This window comes from Idiomarina sp. (assembly GCF_019431395.1).
Classification (GTDB): domain Bacteria; phylum Pseudomonadota; class Gammaproteobacteria; order Enterobacterales; family Alteromonadaceae; genus Idiomarina.
In genome coordinates, this window is record NZ_CP080268.1 from 1,290,958 (window position 1) to 1,316,312 (window position 25,355).

Genomic DNA, 25,355 nt, shown 5'->3' on the forward strand with positions numbered 1-25,355 from the left:
CACCGCAGCAAACTGAGGTATAAAATGAAACACGTCGTTATTACAGGGGCTAATCGCGGTATCGGCTTTCAATTTGCGAAGCAATACAGCAAAGCCGGCTATAAAGTCACCGCGGTCTGTCGCAATAACTCCAAACAACTCACCGCACTGGACGTTGATATTATTGAGGGCATTGACGTGACCAAGGAGTCAGACCTGCTGCGCATGAAAGAATCCATAGGCAGCAAGCCAATTGATATCCTTATTAACAATGCCGGACTGCTTAACAATGATCAGCTTGGCGATATTGATGGCGGCAGTCTGCGCGCGCAGTACGAAGTCAACGCCATCGCGCCACTACGGGTGACTGATGCATTGCTGGATAATTTATCCGACGGCAGTAAAGTCGGCTTGATTACCAGCCGCATGGGGTCAATTGCTGATAATGGCTCCGGCAGTCGTTATGGCTACCGTATGTCTAAAGCCGCACTCAACGCTGCCGGTAAGTCACTGGCGCTGGACTTAAAAGACCAGGGCATTGCGGTGGTATTGTTGCATCCGGGCTACGTACAAACCGACATGGTTGGAAATCGAGGCGATATCACTGCCGAAGAGGCAGCTGGACGTTTAATTAAACGTATTGCCGAATTGACGCTGGAAAAAACCGGACATTTTTACCACAGCAATGGTGAAGAATTACCCTGGTAAGCCTCGGTGCCGAGCAAAAGCGTGTGATTATTCAGCGTTTTTGCCGTTTTTTGACCAGTTAAGCTCAAAAGCGTGTTTTTTTCTTAAAAAGAGGTTGACGGTAAGCGAAGCGATTTGCATAATACGCGCCGCACTCACAGAGAGATGCGCAATAAAAAGTTAGGTAGTGGCTACGTAGCTCAGCTGGTTAGAGCACAGCACTCATAATGCTGGGGTCGCAAGTTCGAATCTCGCCGTAGCCACCAAACTTAACAGTCACTTGTTGTGCGGACGTGGTGGAATTGGTAGACACGCTGGATTTAGGTTCCAGTGCCTCACGGCGTGAGAGTTCAAGTCTCTCCGTCCGCACCAATCTCTCTTTTCAACTGACAATTGGGGCATAGCCAAGCGGTAAGGCAGCGGGTTTTGATCCCGCGATTCCCAGGTTCGATCCCTGGTGCCCCAGCCATCAGTTGTTCGCTGTTACAGTGGTGAGTCGGTCCAAAGTTGGATGGGGCATAGCCAAGCGGTAAGGCAGCGGGTTTTGATCCCGCGATTCCCAGGTTCGATCCCTGGTGCCCCAGCCACACTTTCCCAGTCTGCGGTGGTGGCGGAATTGGTAGACGCGCTAGCTTCAGGTGCTAGTGTCCGAAAGGACGTGAGGGTTCAAGTCCCTCCCTCCGCACCATTGATTAAATGCTCGATGATTAAATCATGGTGCCCACGCAGATTAAATAAACCACCTCAATGGTGGTTTTTTTATGCCTGTAATTTATGTCTGCATCGCCCGCGCTATAACCTGTTGCTTTAATCCCAGTACATCAAAGCCTTTAAAAGCCGCCCGTAACCCCAATTTCAGTAATGGGTTCTGTGATCGAAAGCCCCAGTTAATCATATCCATAGCCCGCATCATGCGCTGATTCTCTGTTTTACGCGCCTGTTCATAAGCCGCCATATCGTCATTACAGTTAAGCCAACTGCGAATATCTGCAAAACCCAGATTCACGCCCTGCCCCGCTAACGGGTGAATGGTGTGTGCCGCATCTCCCATCAATATCACCGACTGACCGTCGCTATAATTAAGCGCGTGTTTGCGCTGCAACGGAAAGCTCGCATGAGACAACAGCTCAAACGCACCAATACGATCAGCAAAGGTGTGATGCAAGGCTTTAACCAGGGTGTTTTCATCGCGGCTGATGCAGTTAATCTCGGCGCTGCTGCGATAATCAATTAAACAGGCTTGTTGGTCGGTTAATGGTAATAACGCAAACGGTCCCTGCGGCCTGAACACTTCCCAGGTTGCAGCCGCCTGCGGCTGCGACAATCGTACATTTGCCAGCAAACAGCGTTGGCCGTAATCCCAACCGCGATAACTGATATTAATCGCCTGAGCAACCTGCGAGTTGGCACCGTCGGCGCCAATCAAAACATCATAATCACAGGCTTCGCCACTTGCTAAAACCAACCGTTGCTGAGCAAGATCGAATTCTGTAATACGTTCGGGGACTTTTAGGCTAACTCGCGGATGTTCGGATAGTAATTCCCACAGTGCCCGCTGCAGCGTATTGTTCTCGACCATAACGCCCAGTTGCGGCAGGTTAACGTCAGTAGCACCAAAGCGTAGCGTATCGCCGGACTGGGTGGTAACCGACAAATCCGTATAAGGCATCACTTTTTGAGTATCTATGGTTTGCTCAAGACCCAGGCTGTTTAACCACAACCAGTGATGCTGATTAACCGAGGAGATGCGTAAATCCCAGGCGGGCCGTGCAGCACCCGGGGGTTGCAGATCAACCAGGGTTACCTGATGACCCTGCTCTGCCAGCGCCAATGCCGCCGCCGCACCAACCATGCCACCACCGTTAATCACATACTGCTTCATGTCCGACTCCATAACTTGCCATGCTCTTGCCTGCTATCGCGTTACAAATACCACAATTTACATGCAATTTCCGTTATCATAGTCATATCATACCAGCGTTAGAGCGAGTAATGGGCAACCGATTAAGTGATACATCTCCTCATGCCGTCGTTTGGGCATCACTATTACTGCTATCGGCAGAAGCCAGTTTTGCCGGCGTTAGTGCGCTGGTTAAACACCTTTCGGCAAGCCAGAACTTTGAACAACTGGTGTTTTTCCGCAATGTGCTAGCTTTTCTGGTACTTGCTCCCTGGCTTTGGCGCAGAGGTGCCGGCGCCCTCAAAACCCGGCGGCTTAAACTACATCTGATCCGTGGTGTAGCCGGTATCAGCGCGATGTATTTGTTTTTTTACGCCATTGCCACTATCCCGTTGGCGCAAGCCACGCTGGTGCTGCTGTTGTCGCCGTTTTTAATTCCTGTCATTGGTTGGTTGTGGTTAAACGAATACGTGGCCCGACAAACCTGGCTGGCGATTGCGCTGGGTTTCGTCGGCGTGTTTATTTTCCTTGATCCACTGGGTAGCGATATTTCGCCAGTGGTGGGTGTCGCATTTATTGCTGCCGCCCTGGCTGCGTTCACAAAAACCGTCATCAAACGCATGTCCAGCACCGAATCAACCAGTAAAATTGTGTTTTATTTTTCCGGCTTTGCCACCGTGGCATCGGCGATTCCCCTTATTTGGTTGTGGCAACCGATTCCGGCTGATAATTGGTGGGGGTTAGCGCTAATGGGCAGCCTGGCGGTCTATGGTCAGCTGGCCATGACTAAGGCTTTTTCTATTGCACCCGCGGCAAAAATTGGTGTTTTTACCTATAGTTCCGTGATATTCGCCGCTATTTTAGGCTATTGGTTCTTTGACGAAGCGGTTTACTGGCATATGTTGTGGGGAACATTAATCATTATGACGGCCGGCTATTTTGCCATTCGCAGCCGGCGTAAAAATTAACCATAAGCTGTTGGCTTTACCCCCTTAAGCGCGGTAAAATACGCGCCCTTTTTAGTACAAACGTTCGCAGCAAGCATTGAGAGACCATGAGTAAGAAACTGTATGTAAAAACCTGGGGTTGCCAAATGAACGAGTATGATTCAGCTAAAATGGCGGATCTGCTTAACGCAACTCACGGCTACGAACTTACCGAGGAAGCCGAGAACGCTGACCTCATCCTGTTAAATACCTGCTCCATTCGTGAGAAGGCACAGGAAAAGGTCTTTCATCAGCTGGGGCGTTGGAAGAACCTGAAAAAAGATAATCCGGATCTGCTGATCGGTGTGGGTGGCTGTGTTGCGTCACAGGAAGGCGATGCCATTCGCGCCCGTGCTCCTTTTGTCGACGTGGTGTTTGGCCCGCAAACGCTGCATCGTTTGCCGGAAATGATTAAACAGGTGGGTGATAGTCATCAGCCCATGATCGATATCTCGTTCCCGGAAATCGAAAAATTTGACCGCTTACCCGAGCCCAAAGCAGATGGTGCCAGCGCCTTCGTTTCAATTATGGAAGGTTGCTCAAAATACTGCTCGTTCTGTGTTGTGCCCTATACCCGTGGCGAAGAAGTCAGCCGTCCGGTCGACGACGTCATTTATGAAATCGCACAATTAGCCGAGCAAGGCGTGCGCGAAGTCAACTTACTGGGTCAAAATGTTAACGCCTACCGCGGCGAAAACTTTGACGGCAGTGTGTGTCGGTTTGCCGAGTTGCTGCATATGGTCGCAGCCATTGATGGCATTGACCGTATTCGCTACACCACCTCGCACCCGGTCGAGTTTACCGACGATATCGTTGAAGCTTATAAAACTATCCCGGAATTAGTCAGCCATTTGCACCTGCCGGTGCAGAGTGGTTCTGACCGTGTATTAACGATGATGAAACGCGGCCATACGGCGCTGGAATATAAATCAAAAATCCGTGCGCTGAAAAAAGCCCGTCCTGACATTGCCATGTCGTCGGACTTTATTATTGGCTTCCCGGGTGAAAGCGACGCCGATTTTGAAGCGACTATGGATTTAATCCAGGCCATTGATTTTGACATGAGCTTTAGCTTTATCTACAGCGCGCGTCCGGGTACACCGGCCGCGGACTTGCCTGACGATGTCAGCGAGGCAACCAAAAAGCAACGCCTGCAATTATTACAGCAGCGCCTTAACCAGCAATCGATGGCACATGCGCGTCGTATGTTGAATACCGAGCAACGTATTCTGGTTACCGGCCCGTCGAAGAAAAACCCGATGGAGTTGTCTGGACGTACTGAGAACAACCGGGTTGTAAACTTTGTTGGTCAGCCCCATATGATCGGTCAGTTCGTTGATGTCAACATCACCGAGGTGCTGCCTAATTCCCTACGCGGCGAATTGCTGCGCGAAGAGGCAGACATGGGTCTGCGTGTTGATACCGCGCCGGAAACTATTTTACAGCGTGGCCGAGCTAACGAACCCGACGAACTGGGTGTTGGCCGGGTTACGCCTGTTTAACAACATAACGAGGATTGGATTGAGTCCACAAACTGAAACTTTAGAATTTGATATCGAGCCGACCGATTTGCGTCGGCTTTCGGATCTGTGCGGTCCGTTTGACGAAAACCTCAAACACATTGAGCGCCGACTGGGCGTCGAAATTACCCACCGAGGCCATAACTTTCGCCTTATCGGGCCCGGAGACACGGTCGCCGCGGTGCAAAATATTCTGCGCGACCTATATGTCGAAACCGCCACCGTTAAGGGCCAGGCAGGTACCATTGAACCACAGCAGGTGCACTTAGCAATCCAGCAGGCGAAGGTACTGGAGCAGGATAGCTCTGACCCTGCAGCCGAAAAAATGACCCACATCAAAACCAAGCGCGGTTTAATTAAACCTCGCAATCATAGCCAGGCCGGCTATGTACGGGCTATTTTGGCGCACGATGTAAACTTTGGTATTGGTCCTGCCGGTACCGGTAAAACCTATCTGGCAGTCGCCTGCGCCGTTGATGCGCTGGAACGTCAGGAAGTCCGCCGTATTTTGCTTACGCGCCCGGCTGTTGAAGCAGGTGAGAAGCTCGGCTTCCTGCCGGGCGATCTGGCACAAAAAGTCGACCCTTACTTGCGCCCGCTCTATGACGCATTGTTCGAAATGCTGGGTTTTGAAAAAGTCGAAAAGCTGATTGAGCGTAACGTTATTGAAGTGGCACCGCTGGCCTACATGCGCGGGCGCACGCTCAATGATGCGTTTATTATTCTGGACGAAAGTCAAAATACCACCATGGAACAAATGAAGATGTTCCTGACCCGTATTGGCTTTAATTCGCGTGCGGTTATCACTGGCGATATCACCCAGATTGATTTACCGCGTGGACAACGTTCCGGACTGCGCCATGCCATCGAAGTATTAAGCAAAGTCGAAGCTATAAGCTTTACCTTCTTCCAGGCTGGTGATGTGGTTCGCCACCCGGTGGTGCAGCGTATTGTCGAAGCCTACGACGATTTTGACAGTAAGAAGTCCCATGCCGATCGCGATTGATTACCAAATCAATACCGACAACGACATCGGTTTACCCAGCCACCAACAACTACAGAGCTGGGTTGGCGCTGCACTCACGCATGCTGCCGCCGACACGCCACACAAATTCGCTGATGCCGAGCTGACGATACGTGTAGTCGATAAGACAGAAGGTCAACAGCTTAATAACGAGTTTCGTGGCCGCGATTATGCGACCAATGTCTTATCCTTTCCTTTTTCTGCACCGGTAGAATTACCGATCCCCCTATTGGGCGATCTGGTGGTTTGCGCGGACGTGGTAAAAGAAGAAGCTGAACAGCAGCATAAAGCCCTGATTGATCACTGGACGCATATGGTGATACACGGTACGCTTCACTTGCTGGGGTATGACCATATCGAAGACGATGAAGCCGAGCAGATGGAACAGCTGGAACGCGAGATTTTAGCTGCGCTCAACATCGCTGATCCATACCAAGTATCAACTAACACGGAGCACAACGCTTAATGAGCGACGACAACCCCCACTCAGCCAACGGCTCTTCACAGAAGTCCTGGGCAGCACGATTGCTGCAAGTCTTCACCGGGGAGCCGAAAAGCAGAGAAGAACTTGTCGATTTAATTCAGGATGCAGAGGAACGCGACCTGATCGATAACGATACCAAGGAGATGATTGAGGGTGTCTTAGACGTAGCCGAGCTTAAAGTTCGCGACATCATGATCCCCCGCTCACAAATGGTGACCATCGACATAAATCAAGGTGTTGAGGATTTCCTGCCCATCGTCATCGAATCACAACATAGCCGCTACCCGGTTGTTACCGATAACAAAGACCATGTAGAGGGTATTTTGTTGGCAAAGGATCTGCTGAGTTATGGCTTTAACTTTACCGATGACGAATTCTCGTTATCAAACGTGATGCGTCCGGCTGTGATCGTACCTGAAAGTAAGCGGGTCGACGTATTGCTCAAAGATTTTCGTTCTAACCGTTATCACATGGCAATTGTGGTGGACGAATACGGCGGCGTATCGGGTCTGGTCACCATCGAAGACATCCTCGAAGAAATCGTCGGCGAGATTGAAGATGAAACCGACCACAACGAAGACGAAAAAGCTAACATTAAGCGCCTAAGCGCCAGCCGTTATTCGATAAAAGCACTAACCACCATCGAAGACTTCAACGATTACTTTGGTAGTGATTTTAGCGATGACGAAAACGATACCGTCGGCGGTTTAGTAGCCCACGGTTTTGGTCACTTACCGCAAGCAGGCGAAGAAATCACACTGGAAGGTTTTGTATTCCGTATTACCAGTGCCGATAAGCGCCGTATTCAACAATTGCAGGTCAGCATTCCAGAAACCACCCAACAGGACGAGGATGCTGCTGAGTGATTGCGTCCGTGCTGACACGCATTAAACAGATTGCGTGGCTTAGGCAAATTATTCTGCTGGTGCTGGGCGGGCTGTTATGCTTTGCCTACGCACCCTATTCTGTCGCGATTCTGCCATTTTGGATCTTACCGTTAGTCGTCTACTTGATCGGCTCATTAACACCCAGACAAGCGTTTAATAGTGGCTTTGCATTCGGTTTTGGCTGGTTTGGTGCCGGCCTTAGCTGGATTTATGTCAGCATCGATCAATACGGTGGCATGCCTGACGCCGTCAACGTTATTGTGTTGGCGCTATTAGTCGCTTACCTGGCGCTCTACCCTGCCGCAACCTTTGCACTGTGGCGCAAGCTTTGTTTACGCTCTGGTTACTGGCTGTTTAGCCTGCCGCTGCTGTGGTTGGTCGCAGAAACATTACGCGGTTGGCTGTTTACCGGCTTTCCCTGGCTGGGACTGGGTTATACACAAACCGACGCACTACTCGGCGGTTTAGCGCCGGCAGTGGGTCAACCCGGTATTACCGTCGCCCTTTGGTTTATCGCACTGGCGATTGTTACGGGCATACAGCAGGCGCGCCCGCAAAACGCATTATTGGTGGTCGTGTTCATTGTGTTAGGTTGGTTAACGCCGATGTTACAGCCACTGAAGCGCTCGCCGGAAACGACATCCGTGTTGCTGGTTCAGGGTAATATTCAACAGTCCCTGAAGTGGCAGGCCGATCAGCAATGGCCCAATATTTTGCGCTATCTGGACCTAACGCGGCCGCAATACCAGCATGACATTGTAATATGGCCTGAATCAGCGATTACGGCGCTGGAACCCTATGCCGACGATATTCTTTATAATATTGACCAGGCAGCAAGTATCAATGGCGCCGGTTTAATCACCGGTATTATCGATTACGATGCGAACAATGACGCGTTTTACAACAGTGTTATCGTATTAGGCCAGGAGCAACAACAACTGGATAGTGACTACCAGTACGGCCACGACAACCGTTACCGTAAACACCAGTTATTACCTATTGGCGAGTTTGTGCCTTTTGAGGACGTACTGCGGCCACTGGCCCCCTTGTTTAATCTCCCCATGTCGTCTTTTGCCCGTGGCAGCGAACAGCAACCTAATTTGGTTGCTAACGATCATAAATTAAATACCGCCATCTGTTATGAAATTGCTTTTAGTAACCAGGTCCGCCTGAACACTCAGGCTGACACCGACTATTTATTAACTGTCAGTAACGACACTTGGTTTGGTGACTCACATGGCCCCTGGCAACACATGCAAATAGCCCAAATGCGGGCTAAAGAGCTGGGCCGCCCGCTATTAAGAGCAACCAACAACGGCGTTTCTGCTATTACTGACGAGCATGGCCGCATCATTGCCGATGCGCCACAATTTACCGCCACCACGGTATCAGCGGAAGTGCCTCAAGTCAGCGGTCAAACCTGGTTTGCCCGCTTCGGGCATACTTTTACCTGGCTGCTGGCAGCACTGGGACTTTTGCCCTGGCTCAAGGCCGCAAGTAACAGACGTGGTCAGCCACCACAAAAATCAGTACAATAACAGCGATCTTTATCTTCACAGGAATTTACATCATGGAAAACATCTTCGATGCTCTCTTATTTGCAGTGTTAGTCGCCGCGGGCGGTTTAGGATTAAGCAGTTGGCTTATGTTTTTCATTCCGGCAGACACGGACGATCGCCAGGCAGTGCAACGTCAGCGTTTTGAGAATATTTTCTTCGGTCTGGCCGGTATTATCATCATGTTAGTGATGTGGTACGCGATTAGCTAAACGACCTAACGCTTCATTTTTGCAAACCGGATGTAATCAACACTATGCAAGAACAATACAGTCCTTCGGCGATTGAACAGGCCATTCAGCAGCGGTGGCAACAAGACAAGGTATTTGAAGCCAGCGAACAGCCCGATAAAGAAAAGTTCTATTGCTTATCGATGTTCCCCTACCCAAGTGGCAAACTACACATGGGTCACGTACGCAACTATACGCTGGGTGATGTGATTTCCCGCCATCAACGTATGCAGGGTAAAAATGTCCTGCAGCCGATGGGTTGGGATGCCTTTGGCCTACCGGCAGAAAACGCAGCTATTCAAAACAAAACAGCGCCGGCTAAATGGACCTATCAAAATATTGATTACATGCGTGATCAGCTTAAAAGTCTCGGTTTTGGTTATGACTGGAATCGTGAGGTTGCGACCTGTTCGCCTGATTATTACCGTTGGGAGCAGTGGTTCTTTACTAAGCTCTACGAAAAGGGCCTTGTGTATAAGAAAAACGCCACCGTTAACTGGGACCCTGTTGATCAAACCGTATTAGCTAACGAACAGGTTATCGATGGCCGCGGCTGGCGTAGTGGCGCCATCGTCGAGCAAAAAGAAATTCCACAGTGGTTTATTAAAATCACTGATTACGCTGACGAGCTGCTGCAGGATCTGGAGCAACTTGATGGCTGGCCAGAGCAAGTCAAAGCCATGCAACGCAATTGGATTGGTCGCTCAGAAGGTCTGCAAATTGAATTTGATGTCGCTGACCATAGCGACAAACTGAGTGTTTACACCACCCGTCCTGACACCTTATATGGTGTCACCTACATGGGCTTGGCAGCACAGCATCCATTGGCGCTGGAAGCTGCAAAAACAAATCCACAACTGGCTGAGTTTATCGAAAGCTGTAAGAACAGCAAGGTCGCTGAAGCTGATTTGGCAACCATGGAAAAACTCGGTATGGATACCGGCCTTAAGGCTGTGCATCCATTAACCGGTAAAGAGATTCCTATTTGGGTCGCTAATTTTGTGTTGATGGATTACGGTTCGGGCGCTGTCATGGCAGTACCTGCACATGACCAGCGCGACTGGGAATTTGCAACCAAGTACGAGTTACCCATTACTGCTGTCATCGAGCCTTTCAGCGGCGAGGGTGATTTAGCTGCTGGTGCGATTACCGAAAAAGGTACGGTCATTAATTCTGACCAATACAACGGTATGAGCTCGCAGCAGGCATTTGATGCTATTGCCGAAGTTATCGAGCAACGCGGTATCGGTGAGCGTACGGTTAATTATCGGCTGCGTGACTGGGGCGTTTCGCGTCAACGCTATTGGGGTACCCCTATCCCCATGCTGAACCTCGAAAACGGCGAGTCAGTGCCCGTGCCTGAAGAACAGTTACCGGTTAAACTGCCGGAAGACGTGGTTATGGATGGCGTTAACTCACCGATTAAGTCCGATCCGCAGTGGCGCCAGACAAGCTACAACGGCCAGCTGGCAGAACACGAGACCGACACCTTTGATACCTTTATGGAGTCATCCTGGTATTACGCGCGCTACTGCAGTGCGCAAGACGATCAAGCGATGCTGGATCCGGAAAAAGCCAACTACTGGTTACCGGTCGATCAATACATTGGTGGTATCGAGCACGCCATTCTGCATTTGTTGTATGCGCGCTTCTTCCATAAGCTATTGCGCGACACTGGCCTGGTTGAATCTGATGAACCCTTTAAACGGTTACTGTGTCAGGGCATGGTGCTGGCCGATAGCTACTATCGCGAAGACGAGAAAGGCGGTAAGCAATGGATTTCACCCTTGGATGTCGAGTTAGCGCGAGACGACAAAGGCGCTGTTGTTGGTGCCACGCATAAAGACGACGGTCAGCCCGTAAAGATCGCCGGCATGAGCAAGATGTCAAAGTCTAAAAACAACGGCATTGACCCACAAACCATGGTCGAGCGCTATGGCGCTGATACCGTGCGTTTGTTCATGATGTTCGCAGCACCACCGGAAATGACACTGGAATGGTCAGATTCAGGCGTTGAGGGGTCACAACGGTTCCTGCGTCGGGTTTGGAAACTAACTTACGACTTCATTCAGGCAGGTGGCTACGCGCAAGCCGCTGAGCTAAACAAAGCACAAAAAGATCGGCGTCGCGAATTACACAAAACCATCGCTAAAGTGTCTGACGACATGGGTCGCCGGCAACATTTTAATACCGCCATTGCAGCCATAATGGAGTTGCTTAATCACCTGCAAAAAGCACCGCTGGAAAGTGATGCTGACCGTCAGGTTATGGGCGAAGCACTGGATGCGATGATTAAAATGTTAGCGCCAATTACCCCGCATATTTGTGAGCAGCTTTGGCGTGAATTAGGCCATCAGGACGATTTAATCTTTGCCCCCTGGCCAGCGGTTGATGACAGTGCGCTGGTCGAAGAGGAAAAGCTGATCGTAGTGCAGGTTAACGGCAAAGTACGGGCTAAATTAACAGTCGCTGCTGACGCTACTGCCGAACAAGTTGAAGAACAAGCGTTTAGTGATGCTGCGGTGAAGAAGTATACCGACGGCAAGACGGTGCGGAAGAAAATCTACGTACCGGGCAAAATCTTCAATATTGTGGTGAGCTAAATACTCATGTCCAGCTTCCGTCTCATGCGTCAAAGCTTACTGAGCGTGATTGTTATGATCACGCTCAGTGCCTGTGGCTTTCAGTTACGCGATAACTATCAGCTACCGGCAACCTTGCAGCAGATGCAACTGCAGTCGGTCAGTTCACTACAACTGGAAGCCAGCCTGCGTCAGCGCTTACTTACCGCGGGTATCCAGTTAAGCGACCAGGCAGCAGCCGATGTCGCACAATTACGGGTGCTTTCAGACCAACTTGAACGCCGTACACTAAGTTTGTTCGAGAGTGGTCAGGTTGCCGAGTATGAGCTGTTATACCGGGTTAATTATCAGGTTATCAGAAATGGCGAACTGATCATCGAGGATACGATTGAGGTTGCCCGCGACTATCAGGACGATCCAAACTTCGCACTGGCGAAAACGCGTGAACGCGAAATGCTGGTAGCCGAAATGCGTGATGACGCAGCGCGGCATCTGGTGCGTCAAATGATTAGTGAGTTTGCTGACGACTAATGAAACAACTCTTCGCCGAACAACTAACGCAACATCTGCAGCAACATCCCCTGCCGCCCGTGTTGTTGTTATTTGGCGAAGAATTATTGCTACGCCAGGATGCCCTGGCGTTATTACGAAAACACCTTAAGCAACAATTTGGCGACGAATTAGAACGCCAGAGCCTGCAACAGCAACCTGATTTTGACTGGCAACAGCTGCATGACAGCGGCCAGTCTATGAGTTTATTCAGTCAGTTTACGCTGCTGGAGCTAACTCTGCCGGAAAATAAACCCGGTCGGGACGGCTCTGATGCACTAACGGCTTACGCCAAATCACCACCTGCCGAACAATTACTGGTTGTGATCGGTGATAAACTGAAAAAAGAACAACATAACAGCCGCTGGTTTAAAGCGCTTAGCCAACAAGGTTGGTTAGTTCGCACCCCGACACCCGATAAAAGCCGCCTGCCCCGCTTTATTCACCAGCGGGCACAGCAGCATGGATTACAACTAACTGCCGACGCTACCGAATTGCTGGCGTTATGGTTTGAGGGCAATTTACCCAGCCTCGATCAGGAACTGCAAAAATGGGCGCTGATGCATAGCGACCAAGCGCTGAACGCCGATGCGGTAAAACAAGCAATGCGTGACGTGAGTCATTTTGACGCCTTTGCACTGCAAGACTCATTATTACGCAATGACTGGTCCGAGACAGCCCACCGGCTTCATCGCCTATTTGCCGAGGATGTCGACCGCCATCAGTTATTGTGGGTGGTGCAGCGCGAAGTACAGGTGTTGAGCCAGTTAAAAACAGCATTGACGCAGCAACTGGATGCCAATTCAATTTACCGTCAAAATATGATTTGGAGCTCGCAGCAACAGGCCTATCAATCTCGTGCCCAACAATTAACTGCGGAGTCATTGCGACAGGCACAACAGTTATTGCAGCGACTGGAGTTAGCACTAAAAAATGATTCAGGCGAAAACGCTGATATCCTGTTTACTCATTGTGTGGCATTAATCTGTGTGGGCCCTCACCAAGGCTATTTGCCGCAGCAGCTGCAGGCAATGGCATGAGTATTCGAGCATTATTCGGCGGGACTTTCGATCCCATTCATCAAGGCCACATCGATACCGCGTTGGCACTGCTCGATGAGTTGAATATCGACGCACTACACCTAATGCCCAATTCAGTTCCGCCCCACCGGCCGCAACCCGCCGCGACCGCGGCACAGCGTCTGGAAATGGTTAAACTGGCCTGTAACACAGATAAGCGACTGGTCGCCGAAGATTTTGAGTTACGCTCACAGCAACCCTCCTACACCGTTAAAACGTTGCAAAATTTCAAACAGCAGTACCCACAGGACACTTTACTTTTTGTCATGGGCATGGATTCACTGGTGTCGTTGGATAGCTGGTATCAGTGGCAACAACTCACAGATCTTGCGCACCTGGTGGTAATGCCACGCCCGGGCTATGAGTTAGCACAAGCCTCGGAAGCCTTAGGTCACTATATTAAGCAACACCAATGTCAGCAGCCAGGTCATTTGCATCAGCAGTCTGAGGGTTATATCTACCTGGCTAATACGCCGCTTCGCGACATTTCGGCCACGGCTATCCGTAACGGCTTGCACACAAAAAATCATCACGATACCGTACCGGCCGCCGTTGCTGAGTATATTGAGCAGCAACAGCTGTATCGTTAACGTAATTCTGCTAAACTAACGCCGTTTAATTTTATGGAGAATACCAGATTGCAAGCTGAACAATTGCGCCAGTTCGTTATAGATAAAGCTGATGATATGAAAGCACGAGATATTGACGTGTTAGATGTAAAAGGCAAAACCGATGTTGCCGATTTTATGGTTATCTGTTCAGGTAACTCAAAAACTCACGTCCGTAGTATTGCTGAGCACGTTGCAACCGAAGCCAAACATGCCGGTATTCCGCCATTAGGTATTGAGGGTGGCGAGCAGTCAGAATGGGTTTTGGTTGACTTAGGTGACGTCGTTTTACACGTGATGCAAGAGTCTATACGCGACTTTTACCAGTTGGAAAAGCTCTGGAGCCAGTAAGTGCAAATACAGCTACTTGCAGTGGGCAATAAAATGCCGGGCTGGGTTAGCGAGGGCTATCAAGAGTACGAACGCCGATTCCCAAACGAATGTAAACTCAGCCTACACGAAATCAGCCCACACAAACGCGGCAAGAAGGCCGATACCCGCAGGCTTACCGAGCTCGAAGGCGAGGCCTTGTTGAATGCGGTACCTAAGGGAAACCGCATCGTGACACTGGAAGTACACGGCAAACCATGGACGACTCACCAGCTTGCGCAGCAGTTAGAGGGTTGGCAAATGGATGGTCGCGATGTATCGTTGTTAGTTGGTGGGCCGGAAGGGTTATCATCGACGTGTTTAGCCGCTGCTGAACAACGTTGGTCGTTATCCCCGCTCACCCTGCCACACCCGCTTGTCAGGGTTATCGTTGCAGAAAGCCTTTATCGGGCGTGGAGCTTAAATAACAACCACCCCTATCACCGAGAATAACAGCAGAGACCGCGTTAGCTGATGCGAACCCGAACGCCGATTCGAGACACCGAGAGCGAGTCCAGTCTATTTGCCAGGCGGGTGTTCGTTGCTATCGGTATTATTGCCGCGGTTTTTATTTTACTTATCGGTAACCTCTACAATCTGCAAGTTAAAGAACATACCGAACTGCAAACCCGCTCTAACGACAACCGCATTAAGCTGCTGCCGTTGGCGCCAAACCGCGGGTTAATTTATGATCGCAACGGCGTACTGCTGGCAGAAAACCTGCCGATTTTTAGCTTAGATATTATCCCCGAAGAAATTAAAGATCTTGATACAACCATTGCCGAACTGCGACAGATTCTGACCATTAGCGACGACGATATAGCGCAGTTTGAACGCAACCTGCGGGGGCAGCGACGGTTTAGTAATGTGACGCTGCTGGATGATATCAACGAGCAACAGGTTGCTACCTTTGCCGCTCATCAACATAAATTCCCGGGTGTCAGTATCGAAGCCCGCCTGGTTCGCCACTATCCGTACAAAGAACTTCTGACCCATGTGGTCGGCTATGTCGCCAAGATTAATCGTCGCGATGTTGAACGACTGAAGCAAAATGATGAACTCGCAAACTATGCAGCCAGCCGTACTATAGGCAAACTCGGTATCGAAAAATATTATGAAAGTGAATTGCATGGTGAAGTCGGTTATCAGCGAGTTGAGGTTAATAACCGCGGACGCGCGGTGCGCACGCTCAGTACCGAGGCACCGGTGCCGGGCCAGGACATCGTGCTGGAACTTGATATTGAATTACAGCGTAAAGCAACCGAAATACTGGGCGAACGACGAGGGTCAATCATCCTGATGGATGCTAAAACAGGCGGTATCTTAGCGATGGCAAGCACGCCAAGTTATGACGCCAACTGGTTTGTTAATGGTATCAGCGTTAAACGTTATCAATCGTTACTTAACTCCAAAGATAGCCCCCTGCTTAATCGTGCAACTCAGGGCGGTTACCCGCCGGCTTCGACAATCAAACCGCATATAGGCTTACTCGGATTAGAAGAAGGCGTTATTACCCCGACCAGTCGAATCTGGGATCCGGGCTGGTTCGAAATAAAGGGCGTTGATCGCCGTTATCGTGATTGGCTGTCCTGGGGGCATGGCTGGGTTAATATTAATACTGCGATCGCAGAAAGTTGCGATACGTTTTACTATGATTTAGCACTTAAACTCGGGGTCGATAAAATTTCCGGATTTATGACACAGTTTGGCTTTGGTGAAACCACAGGTATTGATATTAACGAGGAAATTCCCGCGCTAATGCCGTCTCGTGGCTGGAAGCGAGCACGCTATAATCAGCCCTGGTATGCCGGCGAAACCCTTTCAGTCGGGATTGGCCAAAGCTATTGGACGGCAACGCCGATGCAATTAGTAAGTGCCACCGCAGCACTGGCCAATCAGGGCGAACACCTGGTGCCACGCCTGTTACGCGGATTTGGCACGATTGGCAGACTAACGCTTGCTGAGCCGGCGTACAAACGACCCATCGTATTAAAAGACGAGAGCCACTGGCAGGTCGTTAAACAAGGCATGGAAGATGTTAATATGGGCGCTAAAGGCTCGGCACGACGCGCTTTCGCCGACGCCCCCTACACGTCAGCAGGCAAAACAGGTACCGCACAGGTGGTCAATCTGGCAGAAGATGCCGAGTACGTGGCCGAAGAAATTGCTGAGAAGTATCGCGATAACGCCATGTATGTTGGCTATGCGCCGGCCGATGACCCGCAAGTGGTTATCTCGGTCGCATTAGAAAACGTCATTGGCGGTGGTGGCAGCGTGGCAGCACCTGCAGCGCGGGAGATGCTCGACAGCTGGTATCAACGCTACATGCAAGTTACAGAACAGGGGTTAGCCAATGCTGACGACTGAAGAGCGGCAACGCAACCCAATATTAAAGAAGTTACACCTGGACGGCCCATTGTTATTGGGATTGTTGGCATTGGCCGTTACCAGCCTGTTTGTCGTCTATAGTGCCAGTGGCGAGAGTGAAGCCCTGGTTTGGCGTCAGGCCATTCGTGTGAGTGCGGCATTCGTAGGGTTATTTATTATAGCCCAGTTCCCGCCGCGCTTTTTTGAACGGTTCTCACCCATTTTATTCGGCTTTGGGCTACTTTTATTAGTCGCCGTTTTACTTTTTGGCGAGGTTGGCAAAGGCGCACAGCGCTGGCTGGATATTGGGCCTGTCACCATTCAGCCGTCCGAAATAATGAAGCTTGCTGTACCCATGATGATAGCCTGGTACGTTAATCGTCGCGCCATCCCCATCCGCCTGGGGCGGCTGGTTATCGCGCTGACGCTAGTCCTTATTCCCGTATTGTTAATTGCAAAACAACCCGACCTGGGCACCTCGTTATTAGTTGCCAGCGCCGGTATTTTCGTTATTTTTCTGGCTGGCTTAAGTTGGCGCCTGATCACGGTTGCCGTAGCATTAGTCGCTGCATTTACGCCCATCCTGTGGATGTACCTGATGCATGACTACCAACGCCAGCGGGTACTAACATTCCTAAACCCGGAGCGAGATCCGCTAGGTTCTGGCTACCACATTATTCAGTCAAAAATAGCCATTGGTTCCGGCGGTATTGACGGCAAAGGCTGGCTGCAGGGAACCCAGTCACAACTGGAGTTTTTGCCCGAGCGACATACCGATTTCATTTTTTCTGTGTTTAGCGAGGAGTTTGGCTTAATCGGCGTCACACTGCTATTGGCACTGTATGGCTTTGTCATTTTACGCGGCTTAATTATCTCGCTGCGAGCCCAGGATATTTTCAGCAAGCTGTTGGGCGGTGCGCTTACCCTCACCTTTTTCGTTTATGTGTTTGTAAATATTGGTATGGTCTCTGGATTACTGCCGGTAGTCGGGGTACCTTTACCACTGATTAGTTATGGTGGTACATCGATGGTCACAATTTTAGCGGGTTTTGGCATTTTAATGTCAATTGCTACACACCATCGATTAATAATAAACCAATAGATAACAACAATTAAAAAGGGCTTATTATGCGATTCTTGGCCGGGTTAGCACTGATTAGTTTAAACGTAGCGGCGATGCAAAACGAGCCGGCGACGACGGAGCAAGTCGATGCCTTTGTCGACGAACAGGTAGAAAAGTACGAATTTAGCGAACAGCAAGTCCGCGAATGGCTCAATCAGGCGGAAAAAAACGAGGACGTGCTGGCCGCGATTCAACGTCCGTGGGAAGCCAAACCCTGGTATCAATATTACCCAATCTTTTTAACTGACAAACGACTGGACGCGGGTAAACGCTTCTGGGCTGAGCACAGCGACACCTTGCAACGAGCACAACAAGAGTTTGGTGTTCCGGCCGAAATTATCGTCGCTATTATCGGTATAGAAACGTTCTACGGCAGCTATCTGGGCAAGTACCCGGTACTTGATTCATTGTATACGCTGGCTTTCCATTATCCGCCCCGGGCTAAATTCTTTCGTTCCGAATTGAGCGAGTATTTACGCCTGGCAAACGCCGAACAATGGCAGGTAAAAGAACAACTTGGCTCCTATGCCGGCGCGATGGGTCTGGGCCAGTTCATATCGTCCAGCTACCGTCATTATGCCGTTGATTTCGACGATGATGACAAGCGTAACATTATTAGTAATCCGGTCGACGCTATCGGCAGTGTTGCCAATTACTTTGCCGAACATCGCTGGCAGGCTGGCGAACCGATAGCACATAAACCAGACCAACAACAAGACTGGGCCAGTGTTAGTAGTGACGGTATGAAACCGGATACCACGGTAGGCGCGCTAAGGGAACGTGGATTTAGCATTGCTTCTGACTATAGCGATACATTGGCAGTAAAAGTACTGCAGTTTGAAACCGAAGACGGTTACGAATACTGGCTCGGTTTTGATAATTTTTATGCCATAACGCGTTATAACCATAGCCCCTTGTATGCAATGGTTGCTTATCAGTTTAGTCAGCAATTACGCCAGGCTAATTCGGCAGCTACGGAAAACTAACCGATGCGTGTCGTATTACCAATAGCTGTAGCCCTGCTCGCATTAGTATTGGCGGGCTGCAGCCAAACACAAAGCCGTTACAGCCAACGCCATGACAGTGCTCCTACCCGACTGCCATCGGCTGCAGAACTACAAGATGCCATACCGGTGCAAGAGCCACCCAGCCCGCAAGGCAACGCCGATTACCAGGTGCTGGGCCAGCGCTACCAGGTACTGGATAGTGCAGCAGGTTTTGTCGAACAGGGTATTGCTTCCTGGTACGGCAACAAGTTCCATGGTCACTTAACCTCTAACGGCGAATATTACGACATGTACAGCATGACTGCTGCACATAAGCATTTACCACTACCGAGCTATGTTCGGGTTACCAACCTGGATAACGATAAAAGCGTTGTCGTGCGCGTTAATGATCGTGGCCCGTTCCACCCCAATCGCGTCATCGATCTGTCCTTTGCTGCAGCTTACAAACTTGACATGCTCGACCAGGGTACCGCCCGTGTTCAGGTTGAAGCCATTGACTTTAAAGCCCCGTTGCAGGCAACCGAATTTTACATCCAATTAGTGGCTTCCTCTAACCCCGACAAACTGCAGACAATAGCACAGCAACTTCCCACGGTCTGGCGCAGTGATGCAACTACCGAGCAAAATGGTGGTCTATATAAACTGATGCTCGGCCCCTACCCGCAGGCAAAGGCCAACCGACATTTGCAGCAGCTAAGGCAACAGGGTTTCCCGCGTGCATTTCGGGTAAAAGTTGAATCTGCTAAAAATCTGCAAAATAGTCCACGCTAGCCTGACGCTGCTGGGTAGAAGTGATATAATCCGCGCTTAAATTTTAGTGTTTACGTTAACGCAATTAACCGATAATAAAAGATGATAAAGCCCATGCATAAATTAGTAACTGCTCTTGTTTCGACCGTCATTTTTGCTGTATCTACGGTAACACACGCGCAATCTTTTGTGCCTGATCCGCCGGCGGTCAATGCTAAGGCCTATATCCTGATCGATCACACGACCGGCAAAGTTTTAGCGCAAGGTAATGCAGATGAGTCATTACCTCCGGCAAGCCTGACCAAAATGATGACCAGCTATATTATCGGTAAAGAAATTCTGGAGGGTCGTATTAGTCCCTCAGACCAGGTCACTATCAGCGAGAACGCCTGGGCGAAAAATTTTCCTGAGTCGTCAAAAATGTTTATCGAAGTCGGTAAGCAAGTCTCGGTGGCAGACTTAAACAAAGGCATTATCATCTCGTCGGGCAATGATGCCTGCGTTGCAATGGCAGAACACATTGCCGGTAGCGAAGATGCGTTTGCATCGTTGATGAACACCTACGCGCAAGAACTGGGCATGAGCAATAGCCAGTTTGCTAACAGCCATGGCTTACCGGATCCTGACCAGTATGTATCCGCCCGCGACATGGGAACTCTGGCTAGTGCCTTGATCACAGAGACTCCGGATGAATATGAAATTTACGCCGAAAAGTCTTTTACTTATAACAATATCAAACAATATAACCGTAACTCCCTGTTGTGGGATCGGAGTTTAAATGTCGATGGTATTAAGACAGGCCATACTAACGAAGCCGGCTATAGCCTGGTCACCTCGGCTGTTGAAGACGGCACTCGCTTGATTTCTGTGGTCATGGGCACCAGCAGTGAGCAAGCACGTAAAGTGGAAAGCAAAAAGCTATTAAACTATGGCTTTCGTTACTTTGAAACAGTCACTGCCTACGAGGCAGGTGAAAGTTTTGTTTCGCACCGTATCTGGGGCGGCGACGCCGACCAGGTAGAACTGGGTATTAGCGAGGACGTGGTAATTACGTTACCTAAAGGGCAACGTGAGCAACTAGACGCTAACTTTGAATTGAATCAGGAATTGGAAGCGCCATTAGCTGCCGGCGAAGAAGTAGGTACTGTATTCCTACAACTTGGCGGTGAAGACATTGCATCGTTCCCGCTGGTTACGTTGCAGTCAGTTGAAGAAGGCGGTTTATTTAAGCAAGCAATGGATTACGTTAAACGTAAGTTTTCAGAAGAGTAAGGTCCTAATCGATGCAAAAAACACGCTTTGACGAATTAGTTGACTTCCCCTGCCACTTTACCTTTAAGGTGATGGGGGTTGCTACAGCCACATTGCCGGATCAGGTTGTGGAAGTGTTGCAGGAGCACGCGCCGGGCGATTATAGTCCGTCAGTAAAGCCCAGCAGTAAGGGTAACTATCATTCCGTTTCGGTCTCGGTAAAAGTCGAAAGCCAACAGCACATCGAAGTGCTGTATCGTTCACTTGCCGACATCGATGATGTCCGTTATGTCTTATAACCCTAGCGCCTAACGTGGCGCTAGCCCTGCCCCCTGCAAATACGATATACTACGCGCATGTCTGACCAATTAATTATTCGCCAGCTGGGTCGCCAGGCCTACGAGCCGATCTGGCATGCCATGCAACAATTCACCGATCAGCGCGATGCTCAAACGGTCGATGAGTTATGGATTGTTGAGCATGAGCCCGTGTTTACCCAAGGCCAGGCTGGTAAAGCTGAACACGTGTTAGCCCCGGGTGATATCCCGGTGGTACAGGTAGACCGCGGCGGACAAGTAACCTACCACGGCCCGGGACAGCTGGTTATTTATTTTTTATTAGATATCCGGCGTCTTACCATGGGTGTTCGTCAGTTGGTCAATAACATCGAAAATACCATTATTGACGTATTAGCTGATTACGGCATTGACGCTAATGCACGACGCGATGCGCCGGGCGTTTACGTTAATGGCGATAAGGTTTGTTCACTGGGCTTACGCATCCGTAAAGGTTGTTCATTCCATGGTCTGGCATTGAATGTCGATATGGATATGGAGCCTTTCTCGCGCATAAACCCGTGCGGATTAACCGGCATCAAAATGGTGCAAACCCGAGAACTTGGTGGGCCAGCAAATTTTACAGAGGCATCCGAGGTGGTAATCAATCACTTTATAAAGCAGATTGGTTACCGAAATACTCAAACTCAAACAGGACTCGCAGAAGATTATGTCAAAGCCAGTTAGAGTAGAACCCGGCGTTAAAATGCGTGACGCCGACAAGATGGCACTGATACCGGTACAAATCGTGCCGACAGAGCGCGACAAAATGTTGCGTAAACCGTCCTGGTTAAAAGTTAAATTACCATCCAATACCCAGCGTATTGATGAAATCAAACAAGCCATGCGTAGTCATGGTCTGCATTCGGTTTGCGAAGAAGCCTCGTGCCCTAACCTGCCGGAATGTTTTAACCATGGTACCGCCAGCTTTATGATTTTGGGCGATATCTGCACACGCCGTTGCCCTTTCTGTGATGTTGCTCACGGCCGCCCTCTGGCGCCGGACCCCGAGGAACCAGAAAAACTCGGCAAGACAATTCGCGACATGAAAGTAAAATATGTTGTTATCACGTCAGTCGACCGTGATGACTTACGCGATGGCGGCGCACAGCACTTCGCCGACTGTGTACGCGAAATTCGTCGTTACAGTGATGGTATTCAAGTCGAGATATTGGTACCTGACTTCCGCGGCCGGATGAAGGTGGCACTGGATATTCTTAGCGATGAAGCACCCGATGTATTCAATCACAACCTGGAAACCGTGCCCCGTTTGTATAAAGCTGCACGCCCGGGTGCTAATTACCAGTGGTCACTGGACTTACTGAAAAATTATAAAGCTGCACGACCTGACGTTCGAACCAAGTCAGGCTTAATGGTTGGCCTGGGCGAAACCAAAGAAGAAATTCTTGAGGTAATGCGTGATTTACGCGCGCATGACTGCGATATGCTGACCATCGGCCAGTATCTGCAACCCAGCCGTCATCACATCCCGGTTGACCGTTATGTGCATCCGGACGAGTTTGAAGAGCTTCGCCAGGCCGGTGTTGAGATGGGCTTTAGCCATATCGCCAGCGGGCCGCTGGTGCGTTCGTCTTATCACGCCGATTTACAGGCGGCTGGCGAAAAAGTGAGCTAACCATGAGTGTGTTGCTGTGGTGTTTGTTGATAGCAGGTCTGTTGCCGATTCTGGCTAAAGCCCCTGTGGTTTACTTTCAGAATCGTGATCGCGGCTATGACAACAAGCACCCTCGCGCACAACAACAGCGACTAACCGGCATTGGCGCTCGCGCCGTTGCCGGTCATTACAACGCCTACGAAGCTTTCCCGTTATTTGCCGCGGCAGTTTTAGCTACGCTGGCTACCGACGCGGTAACTGAACGCAGTATGCAATTGGCGGTAGCCTTTATCGTATTGCGCGTTGCTTACCACGTGCTTTACTTATTGAATGCCGACAAATTACGCTCGTTAGTGTGGTTTTTTGCGTTGTTGTGTCCGGTCTTGATGTTAGCTCAGTTAGCCATCAAGTTCTGATTTATTAGCTTGATATAAAGCGCCGGCCAATGATCGCTTTGGTGACGCTCCATCGCGGTAATTTCGGCTACCGGTTTCCAGGCATAATAGCCGGGCAAATAGTCACACGTTGCTGCCTTATACAAGCCCACCGATTGTTGCTGACTACCTAACTGCCAGCTATCATTGTCCCGCTTTACCCCTAGTTGACGCCAATCCTTAACCGCATCACGCCACGGCAGACGTTGCCAAAGCGATTTCAATTCAGCCTTAGACATGATCTGCTGCCGTGTAATCACCAGGTTACGTGCGTCAAAATTATAGTCACCGCGACAAAACCGTTCAGCCAGTGGGCGTGACATGGCATACTCGTCAGCCAGACCCAGCCAATGGCCAAGCTCATGAGCCAGCACCTTGCGCTGACTACTTTGCGTTAATGTTATGCGATTAGTGGACGAGGACGCCTTACCCTGCCCTGCAAGAATAATGGTGCGCCCGGTCGTATCAACGTCACACTGGGCACGGGCAATACCGTCCGCTGACTGACAGCTTAGTTGCGGCTGCGTTTGCCAGTTAAAACACCATTGTGAAGTAGGCAACGGCAGCTGCTTAAGCTGTTGTAACAAAGCCAGGTAGCGGGCTTTATCGGCATGGCTGGCTCCCGTCACAGTGACCTGCTCGGTACAAACAGTCGGTTCCCCCTGCAGTGCGGCAATGTCACCGAATTCCGGCTGCAGTGCGCTTTTGTATTCGGCTTGCCACCAACGCCTTTGCCAGTCCTGCCAGTTAACCTGAGCATCAGTCAGTTGATAACGTGCCAACTGCTTAATAGCTAACGTACTGCCTTGTTCTACGCCAAGTTTTAGCCATTGTTGGCGATTGCCCGGGAAATACTCAAGCAGCCTATTAACAGCGCTTCCAGAACCCGCTTTGGCTGCGCGTTGCCACCAGTACAAAGCATTACTTTTTTGGTGTTGCAGCCAAAAGCTCCGGGCTAGCTGGTTTTGTGCTTCTGGTTGCCCGGCGAAAGCTTCATACCAGCGTTGCTGCGACTCTGTCGGCCGCGCCGATCCAGTTAAAGTCAGCACCAGAAGCGCCGCCAACAGTAACCTTATCATTGGCTGGCGAGCTGCTCCCGGCTCCGCTCAAGTTCGATACGGGCATACCGATGTTCGACAAATTCATATACATTGGTCGTCAGCGCCAATTTAAAGTAGTTCATGGCTCTGGCCCAGTTGCCTTTTATTTGTTGCTGTTTGCCCAGATAAAAATAGGCTTCGCACAGGCGTTCGGTCAGTGTTTCGTTGGCGCGTAAATTGTCAGTCATACGCGACAGAAAGTGTCGCTCAGACATGTCTCCCAGGTACAAAGCGACCAAATCGTTAGCCCAGTCGTCGGCAGCAATAGCTTCGGCATTTTCGCGTAATGTCGTCTTAGCCTGCTGCGGCTGCGTTCTGTGCTGAGCTAAAAACAGCCATAGCACGCGATACGGATCGCTGGGATCAAGTGCAAGATGTTGTTGTAAATCGTCGACAGAAAATTTTAATCGGCGGTCATAATATTCGGCAATGCCGCGATTAAGATAAGCGTAGGGATGCTGTGGCTCCAGTTCAATTGCCGAGTCCAGGGCTTCATAGGCATAATCGAATTCCTGTAATTCGGTGTACTGGATGCCCAAAAAGTTGTACGCATCGGCTAACCGGGGCTGGTAATCAATAGCGCGGGTAAAGTCCATTCGCGCCAGTGTGCGCAGGCCTAAGGCATCGTATAACGCACCGCGACGATAATACGCCATGCCCAATTGTTCGGCGTCTAGATCTTGCTGCAACACCTGATTCAATTTTGCCAGTTCAATTTCGTAGCGAAACTCTGCACGCTCAGGTTCAGCAATAACCAGATGGGTCATCGCAACATTATCATTTGCAGGTTGCATGGCGCAGCCTCCAAGTAACCCCGAAAGCAGAATACCGGCAACCCAAGCATGCTGAAAGCGCATAGTGATTTAATTCCTCATTTAAATGAGGTTCTATTACAACATAAAAAAACCCCGCTGAGCTAGCGCACAGCGGGGT

At 50.1% G+C, this 25,355-nt stretch carries 26 protein-coding genes and 5 tRNA genes; 28 read left to right on the forward strand and 3 right to left on the reverse strand.

Features of this window, described 5'->3' with window-relative positions:
• Positions 1-24 precede the first annotated feature (24 nt).
• The 6 genes from KZ771_RS06410 (at position 25) to KZ771_RS06435 (ending at position 1,354) form a co-directional block, all read left to right on the forward strand.
• Positions 25-687, forward strand: a complete 663-nt coding sequence (locus tag KZ771_RS06410; protein ID WP_290654703.1) for an SDR family oxidoreductase — start codon at positions 25-27, stop codon at positions 685-687.
• A gap of 168 nt (positions 688-855) precedes the next feature.
• Positions 856-932, forward strand: a tRNA-Met gene (locus KZ771_RS06415).
• A gap of 21 nt (positions 933-953) precedes the next feature.
• A tRNA-Leu gene (locus tag KZ771_RS06420) sits at positions 954-1,038 on the forward strand.
• Positions 1,039-1,060: 22 nt separating this feature from the next.
• Positions 1,061-1,135: transfer RNA gene (locus tag KZ771_RS06425), tRNA-Gln, on the forward strand.
• Between the two features lie 43 nt (positions 1,136-1,178).
• Positions 1,179-1,253, forward strand: a tRNA-Gln gene (locus KZ771_RS06430).
• A 14-nt stretch (positions 1,254-1,267) separates the two neighbouring features.
• A tRNA-Leu gene (locus KZ771_RS06435) sits at positions 1,268-1,354 on the forward strand.
• An 84-nt stretch (positions 1,355-1,438) separates the two neighbouring features.
• Here KZ771_RS06435 and KZ771_RS06440 read toward each other — a convergent pair.
• Positions 1,439-2,548, reverse strand: coding sequence for an FAD-dependent monooxygenase (locus tag KZ771_RS06440; RefSeq protein WP_290654704.1), 1,110 nt, complete (start codon positions 2,546-2,548; stop codon positions 1,439-1,441).
• 110 nt (positions 2,549-2,658) lie between these two features.
• Here KZ771_RS06440 and KZ771_RS06445 point away from each other — a divergent pair, with 110 nt between their 5' ends.
• The 22 genes from KZ771_RS06445 to KZ771_RS06550 all read left to right on the forward strand — a co-directional run bounded on the left by KZ771_RS06445 (position 2,659) and on the right by KZ771_RS06550 (position 23,304).
• Positions 2,659-3,534: a DMT family transporter gene (locus tag KZ771_RS06445; RefSeq protein ID WP_133539141.1), complete on the forward strand. Its 876-nt coding sequence runs from the start codon at positions 2,659-2,661 to the stop codon at positions 3,532-3,534.
• 86 nt (positions 3,535-3,620) lie between these two features.
• Positions 3,621-5,054, forward strand: coding sequence for a tRNA (N6-isopentenyl adenosine(37)-C2)-methylthiotransferase MiaB (gene miaB / locus KZ771_RS06450; RefSeq protein ID WP_133539140.1), 1,434 nt, complete (start codon positions 3,621-3,623; stop codon positions 5,052-5,054).
• 19 nt (positions 5,055-5,073) lie between these two features.
• The gene (locus KZ771_RS06455) at positions 5,074-6,078 is read left to right on the forward strand and encodes a PhoH family protein (RefSeq protein ID WP_133539139.1); all 1,005 of its coding nucleotides are present in this window, start codon (positions 5,074-5,076) and stop codon (positions 6,076-6,078) included.
• A complete protein-coding gene (gene ybeY / locus KZ771_RS06460; protein WP_133539138.1) occupies positions 6,062-6,562 on the forward strand; it encodes an rRNA maturation RNase YbeY in 501 nt (166 codons plus the stop codon). The genes KZ771_RS06455 and ybeY overlap by 17 nt, the downstream gene beginning before the upstream one ends.
• Positions 6,562-7,446: a CNNM family magnesium/cobalt transport protein CorC gene (gene corC, locus KZ771_RS06465; RefSeq protein WP_133539137.1), complete on the forward strand. Its 885-nt coding sequence runs from the start codon at positions 6,562-6,564 to the stop codon at positions 7,444-7,446. Before ybeY ends, corC begins: the two co-directional genes overlap by 1 nt.
• Complete coding sequence (gene lnt, locus KZ771_RS06470; RefSeq protein ID WP_290654705.1) at positions 7,443-9,005, forward strand: apolipoprotein N-acyltransferase; 1,563 nt, start codon at positions 7,443-7,445, stop codon at positions 9,003-9,005. Before corC ends, lnt begins: the two co-directional genes overlap by 4 nt.
• Positions 9,006-9,037: 32 nt before the next feature.
• Positions 9,038-9,235, forward strand: coding sequence for a hypothetical protein (locus tag KZ771_RS06475; RefSeq protein WP_133539136.1), 198 nt, complete (start codon positions 9,038-9,040; stop codon positions 9,233-9,235).
• Between the two features lie 44 nt (positions 9,236-9,279).
• Positions 9,280-11,856 (forward strand): leucine--tRNA ligase, encoded by a 2,577-nt coding sequence (gene leuS / locus KZ771_RS06480; protein ID WP_133539135.1) that lies wholly within the window; start codon positions 9,280-9,282, stop codon positions 11,854-11,856.
• A gap of 54 nt (positions 11,857-11,910) precedes the next feature.
• Positions 11,911-12,366: an LPS assembly lipoprotein LptE gene (gene lptE / locus KZ771_RS06485; RefSeq protein WP_290654706.1), complete on the forward strand. Its 456-nt coding sequence runs from the start codon at positions 11,911-11,913 to the stop codon at positions 12,364-12,366.
• Positions 12,366-13,424 (forward strand): DNA polymerase III subunit delta, encoded by a 1,059-nt coding sequence (gene holA, locus KZ771_RS06490; RefSeq protein ID WP_133539133.1) that lies wholly within the window; start codon positions 12,366-12,368, stop codon positions 13,422-13,424. The genes lptE and holA overlap by 1 nt, the downstream gene beginning before the upstream one ends.
• Positions 13,421-14,053, forward strand: coding sequence for a nicotinate-nucleotide adenylyltransferase (nadD, locus tag KZ771_RS06495; protein ID WP_133539132.1), 633 nt, complete (start codon positions 13,421-13,423; stop codon positions 14,051-14,053). The genes holA and nadD overlap by 4 nt, the downstream gene beginning before the upstream one ends.
• 48 nt (positions 14,054-14,101) lie before the next feature.
• On the forward strand, positions 14,102-14,422 hold the full coding sequence (gene rsfS, locus KZ771_RS06500; RefSeq protein ID WP_133539131.1) for a ribosome silencing factor: 321 nt from the start codon (positions 14,102-14,104) through the stop codon (positions 14,420-14,422).
• On the forward strand, positions 14,423-14,893 hold the full coding sequence (gene rlmH, locus KZ771_RS06505) for a 23S rRNA (pseudouridine(1915)-N(3))-methyltransferase RlmH (protein ID WP_133539130.1): 471 nt from the start codon (positions 14,423-14,425) through the stop codon (positions 14,891-14,893).
• A 21-nt stretch (positions 14,894-14,914) separates the two neighbouring features.
• Complete coding sequence (gene mrdA, locus KZ771_RS06510) at positions 14,915-16,807, forward strand: penicillin-binding protein 2 (RefSeq protein WP_133539129.1); 1,893 nt, start codon at positions 14,915-14,917, stop codon at positions 16,805-16,807.
• A complete protein-coding gene (gene rodA / locus KZ771_RS06515) occupies positions 16,794-17,909 on the forward strand; it encodes a rod shape-determining protein RodA (protein WP_133539128.1) in 1,116 nt (371 codons plus the stop codon). The genes mrdA and rodA overlap by 14 nt, the downstream gene beginning before the upstream one ends.
• A 26-nt stretch (positions 17,910-17,935) precedes the next feature.
• Positions 17,936-18,916, forward strand: coding sequence for a lytic murein transglycosylase B (gene mltB, locus KZ771_RS06520; protein WP_290654707.1), 981 nt, complete (start codon positions 17,936-17,938; stop codon positions 18,914-18,916).
• 3 nt (positions 18,917-18,919) lie between these two features.
• Positions 18,920-19,708, forward strand: a complete 789-nt coding sequence (locus KZ771_RS06525) for a septal ring lytic transglycosylase RlpA family protein (protein ID WP_290654708.1) — start codon at positions 18,920-18,922, stop codon at positions 19,706-19,708.
• A gap of 93 nt (positions 19,709-19,801) precedes the next feature.
• The gene (locus KZ771_RS06530) at positions 19,802-20,959 is read left to right on the forward strand and encodes a D-alanyl-D-alanine carboxypeptidase family protein (RefSeq protein WP_290654709.1); all 1,158 of its coding nucleotides are present in this window, start codon (positions 19,802-19,804) and stop codon (positions 20,957-20,959) included.
• Positions 20,960-20,970: 11 nt separating this feature from the next.
• Positions 20,971-21,237 (forward strand): DUF493 family protein YbeD, encoded by a 267-nt coding sequence (gene ybeD / locus KZ771_RS06535; protein WP_133539125.1) that lies wholly within the window; start codon positions 20,971-20,973, stop codon positions 21,235-21,237.
• A 57-nt stretch (positions 21,238-21,294) separates the two neighbouring features.
• Entirely contained in the window at positions 21,295-21,960 is a 666-nt protein-coding gene (gene lipB, locus KZ771_RS06540) for a lipoyl(octanoyl) transferase LipB (protein ID WP_133539124.1), read from the forward strand.
• Positions 21,944-22,909, forward strand: a complete 966-nt coding sequence (gene lipA / locus KZ771_RS06545; RefSeq protein ID WP_290654710.1) for a lipoyl synthase — start codon at positions 21,944-21,946, stop codon at positions 22,907-22,909. The genes lipB and lipA overlap by 17 nt, the downstream gene beginning before the upstream one ends.
• Positions 22,910-22,911: 2 nt before the next feature.
• On the forward strand, positions 22,912-23,304 hold the full coding sequence (locus KZ771_RS06550; protein ID WP_290654711.1) for an MAPEG family protein: 393 nt from the start codon (positions 22,912-22,914) through the stop codon (positions 23,302-23,304).
• Here the strand turns inward: KZ771_RS06550 and KZ771_RS06555 are convergent.
• Together KZ771_RS06555 and nlpI are read right to left on the reverse strand one after the other, a co-directional pair.
• On the reverse strand, positions 23,283-24,401 hold the full coding sequence (locus KZ771_RS06555; protein WP_290654712.1) for a hypothetical protein: 1,119 nt from the start codon (positions 24,399-24,401) through the stop codon (positions 23,283-23,285). The two genes, KZ771_RS06550 and KZ771_RS06555, sit on opposite strands and share 22 nt — an antisense overlap.
• On the reverse strand, positions 24,398-25,279 hold the full coding sequence (nlpI, locus tag KZ771_RS06560; RefSeq protein WP_290654713.1) for a lipoprotein NlpI: 882 nt from the start codon (positions 25,277-25,279) through the stop codon (positions 24,398-24,400). The genes KZ771_RS06555 and nlpI overlap by 4 nt, the downstream gene beginning before the upstream one ends.
• Positions 25,280-25,355: the final 76 nt, after the last annotated feature.

What these genes read in the sequence shown, in the direction of transcription:
- KZ771_RS06410 (WP_290654703.1), top strand. Translation starts at nt 25, where the DNA reads ATGAAACACGTCGTTATTACAGGGGCTAATCGCGGTATCGGCTTTCAA.
- KZ771_RS06440 (WP_290654704.1), bottom strand. Translation starts at nt 2,548, where the DNA reads ATGAAGCAGTATGTGATTAACGGTGGTGGCATGGTTGGTGCGGCGGCG.
- KZ771_RS06445 (WP_133539141.1), top strand. Translation starts at nt 2,659, where the DNA reads ATGGGCAACCGATTAAGTGATACATCTCCTCATGCCGTCGTTTGGGCA.
- miaB (WP_133539140.1), top strand. Translation starts at nt 3,621, where the DNA reads ATGAGTAAGAAACTGTATGTAAAAACCTGGGGTTGCCAAATGAACGAG.
- ybeY (WP_133539138.1), top strand. Translation starts at nt 6,062, where the DNA reads ATGCCGATCGCGATTGATTACCAAATCAATACCGACAACGACATCGGT.
- corC (WP_133539137.1), top strand. Translation starts at nt 6,562, where the DNA reads ATGAGCGACGACAACCCCCACTCAGCCAACGGCTCTTCACAGAAGTCC.
- KZ771_RS06475 (WP_133539136.1), top strand. Translation starts at nt 9,038, where the DNA reads ATGGAAAACATCTTCGATGCTCTCTTATTTGCAGTGTTAGTCGCCGCG.
- leuS (WP_133539135.1), top strand. Translation starts at nt 9,280, where the DNA reads ATGCAAGAACAATACAGTCCTTCGGCGATTGAACAGGCCATTCAGCAG.
- lptE (WP_290654706.1), top strand. Translation starts at nt 11,911, where the DNA reads ATGATCACGCTCAGTGCCTGTGGCTTTCAGTTACGCGATAACTATCAG.
- holA (WP_133539133.1), top strand. Translation starts at nt 12,366, where the DNA reads ATGAAACAACTCTTCGCCGAACAACTAACGCAACATCTGCAGCAACAT.
- nadD (WP_133539132.1), top strand. Translation starts at nt 13,421, where the DNA reads ATGAGTATTCGAGCATTATTCGGCGGGACTTTCGATCCCATTCATCAA.
- mrdA (WP_133539129.1), top strand. Translation starts at nt 14,915, where the DNA reads ATGCGAACCCGAACGCCGATTCGAGACACCGAGAGCGAGTCCAGTCTA.
- rodA (WP_133539128.1), top strand. Translation starts at nt 16,794, where the DNA reads ATGCTGACGACTGAAGAGCGGCAACGCAACCCAATATTAAAGAAGTTA.
- mltB (WP_290654707.1), top strand. Translation starts at nt 17,936, where the DNA reads ATGCGATTCTTGGCCGGGTTAGCACTGATTAGTTTAAACGTAGCGGCG.
- KZ771_RS06525 (WP_290654708.1), top strand. Translation starts at nt 18,920, where the DNA reads ATGCGTGTCGTATTACCAATAGCTGTAGCCCTGCTCGCATTAGTATTG.
- KZ771_RS06530 (WP_290654709.1), top strand. Translation starts at nt 19,802, where the DNA reads ATGCATAAATTAGTAACTGCTCTTGTTTCGACCGTCATTTTTGCTGTA.
- ybeD (WP_133539125.1), top strand. Translation starts at nt 20,971, where the DNA reads ATGCAAAAAACACGCTTTGACGAATTAGTTGACTTCCCCTGCCACTTT.
- lipB (WP_133539124.1), top strand. Translation starts at nt 21,295, where the DNA reads ATGTCTGACCAATTAATTATTCGCCAGCTGGGTCGCCAGGCCTACGAG.
- lipA (WP_290654710.1), top strand. Translation starts at nt 21,944, where the DNA reads ATGTCAAAGCCAGTTAGAGTAGAACCCGGCGTTAAAATGCGTGACGCC.
- KZ771_RS06550 (WP_290654711.1), top strand. Translation starts at nt 22,912, where the DNA reads ATGAGTGTGTTGCTGTGGTGTTTGTTGATAGCAGGTCTGTTGCCGATT.
- KZ771_RS06555 (WP_290654712.1), bottom strand. Translation starts at nt 24,401, where the DNA reads ATGATAAGGTTACTGTTGGCGGCGCTTCTGGTGCTGACTTTAACTGGA.
- nlpI (WP_290654713.1), bottom strand. Translation starts at nt 25,279, where the DNA reads ATGCGCTTTCAGCATGCTTGGGTTGCCGGTATTCTGCTTTCGGGGTTA.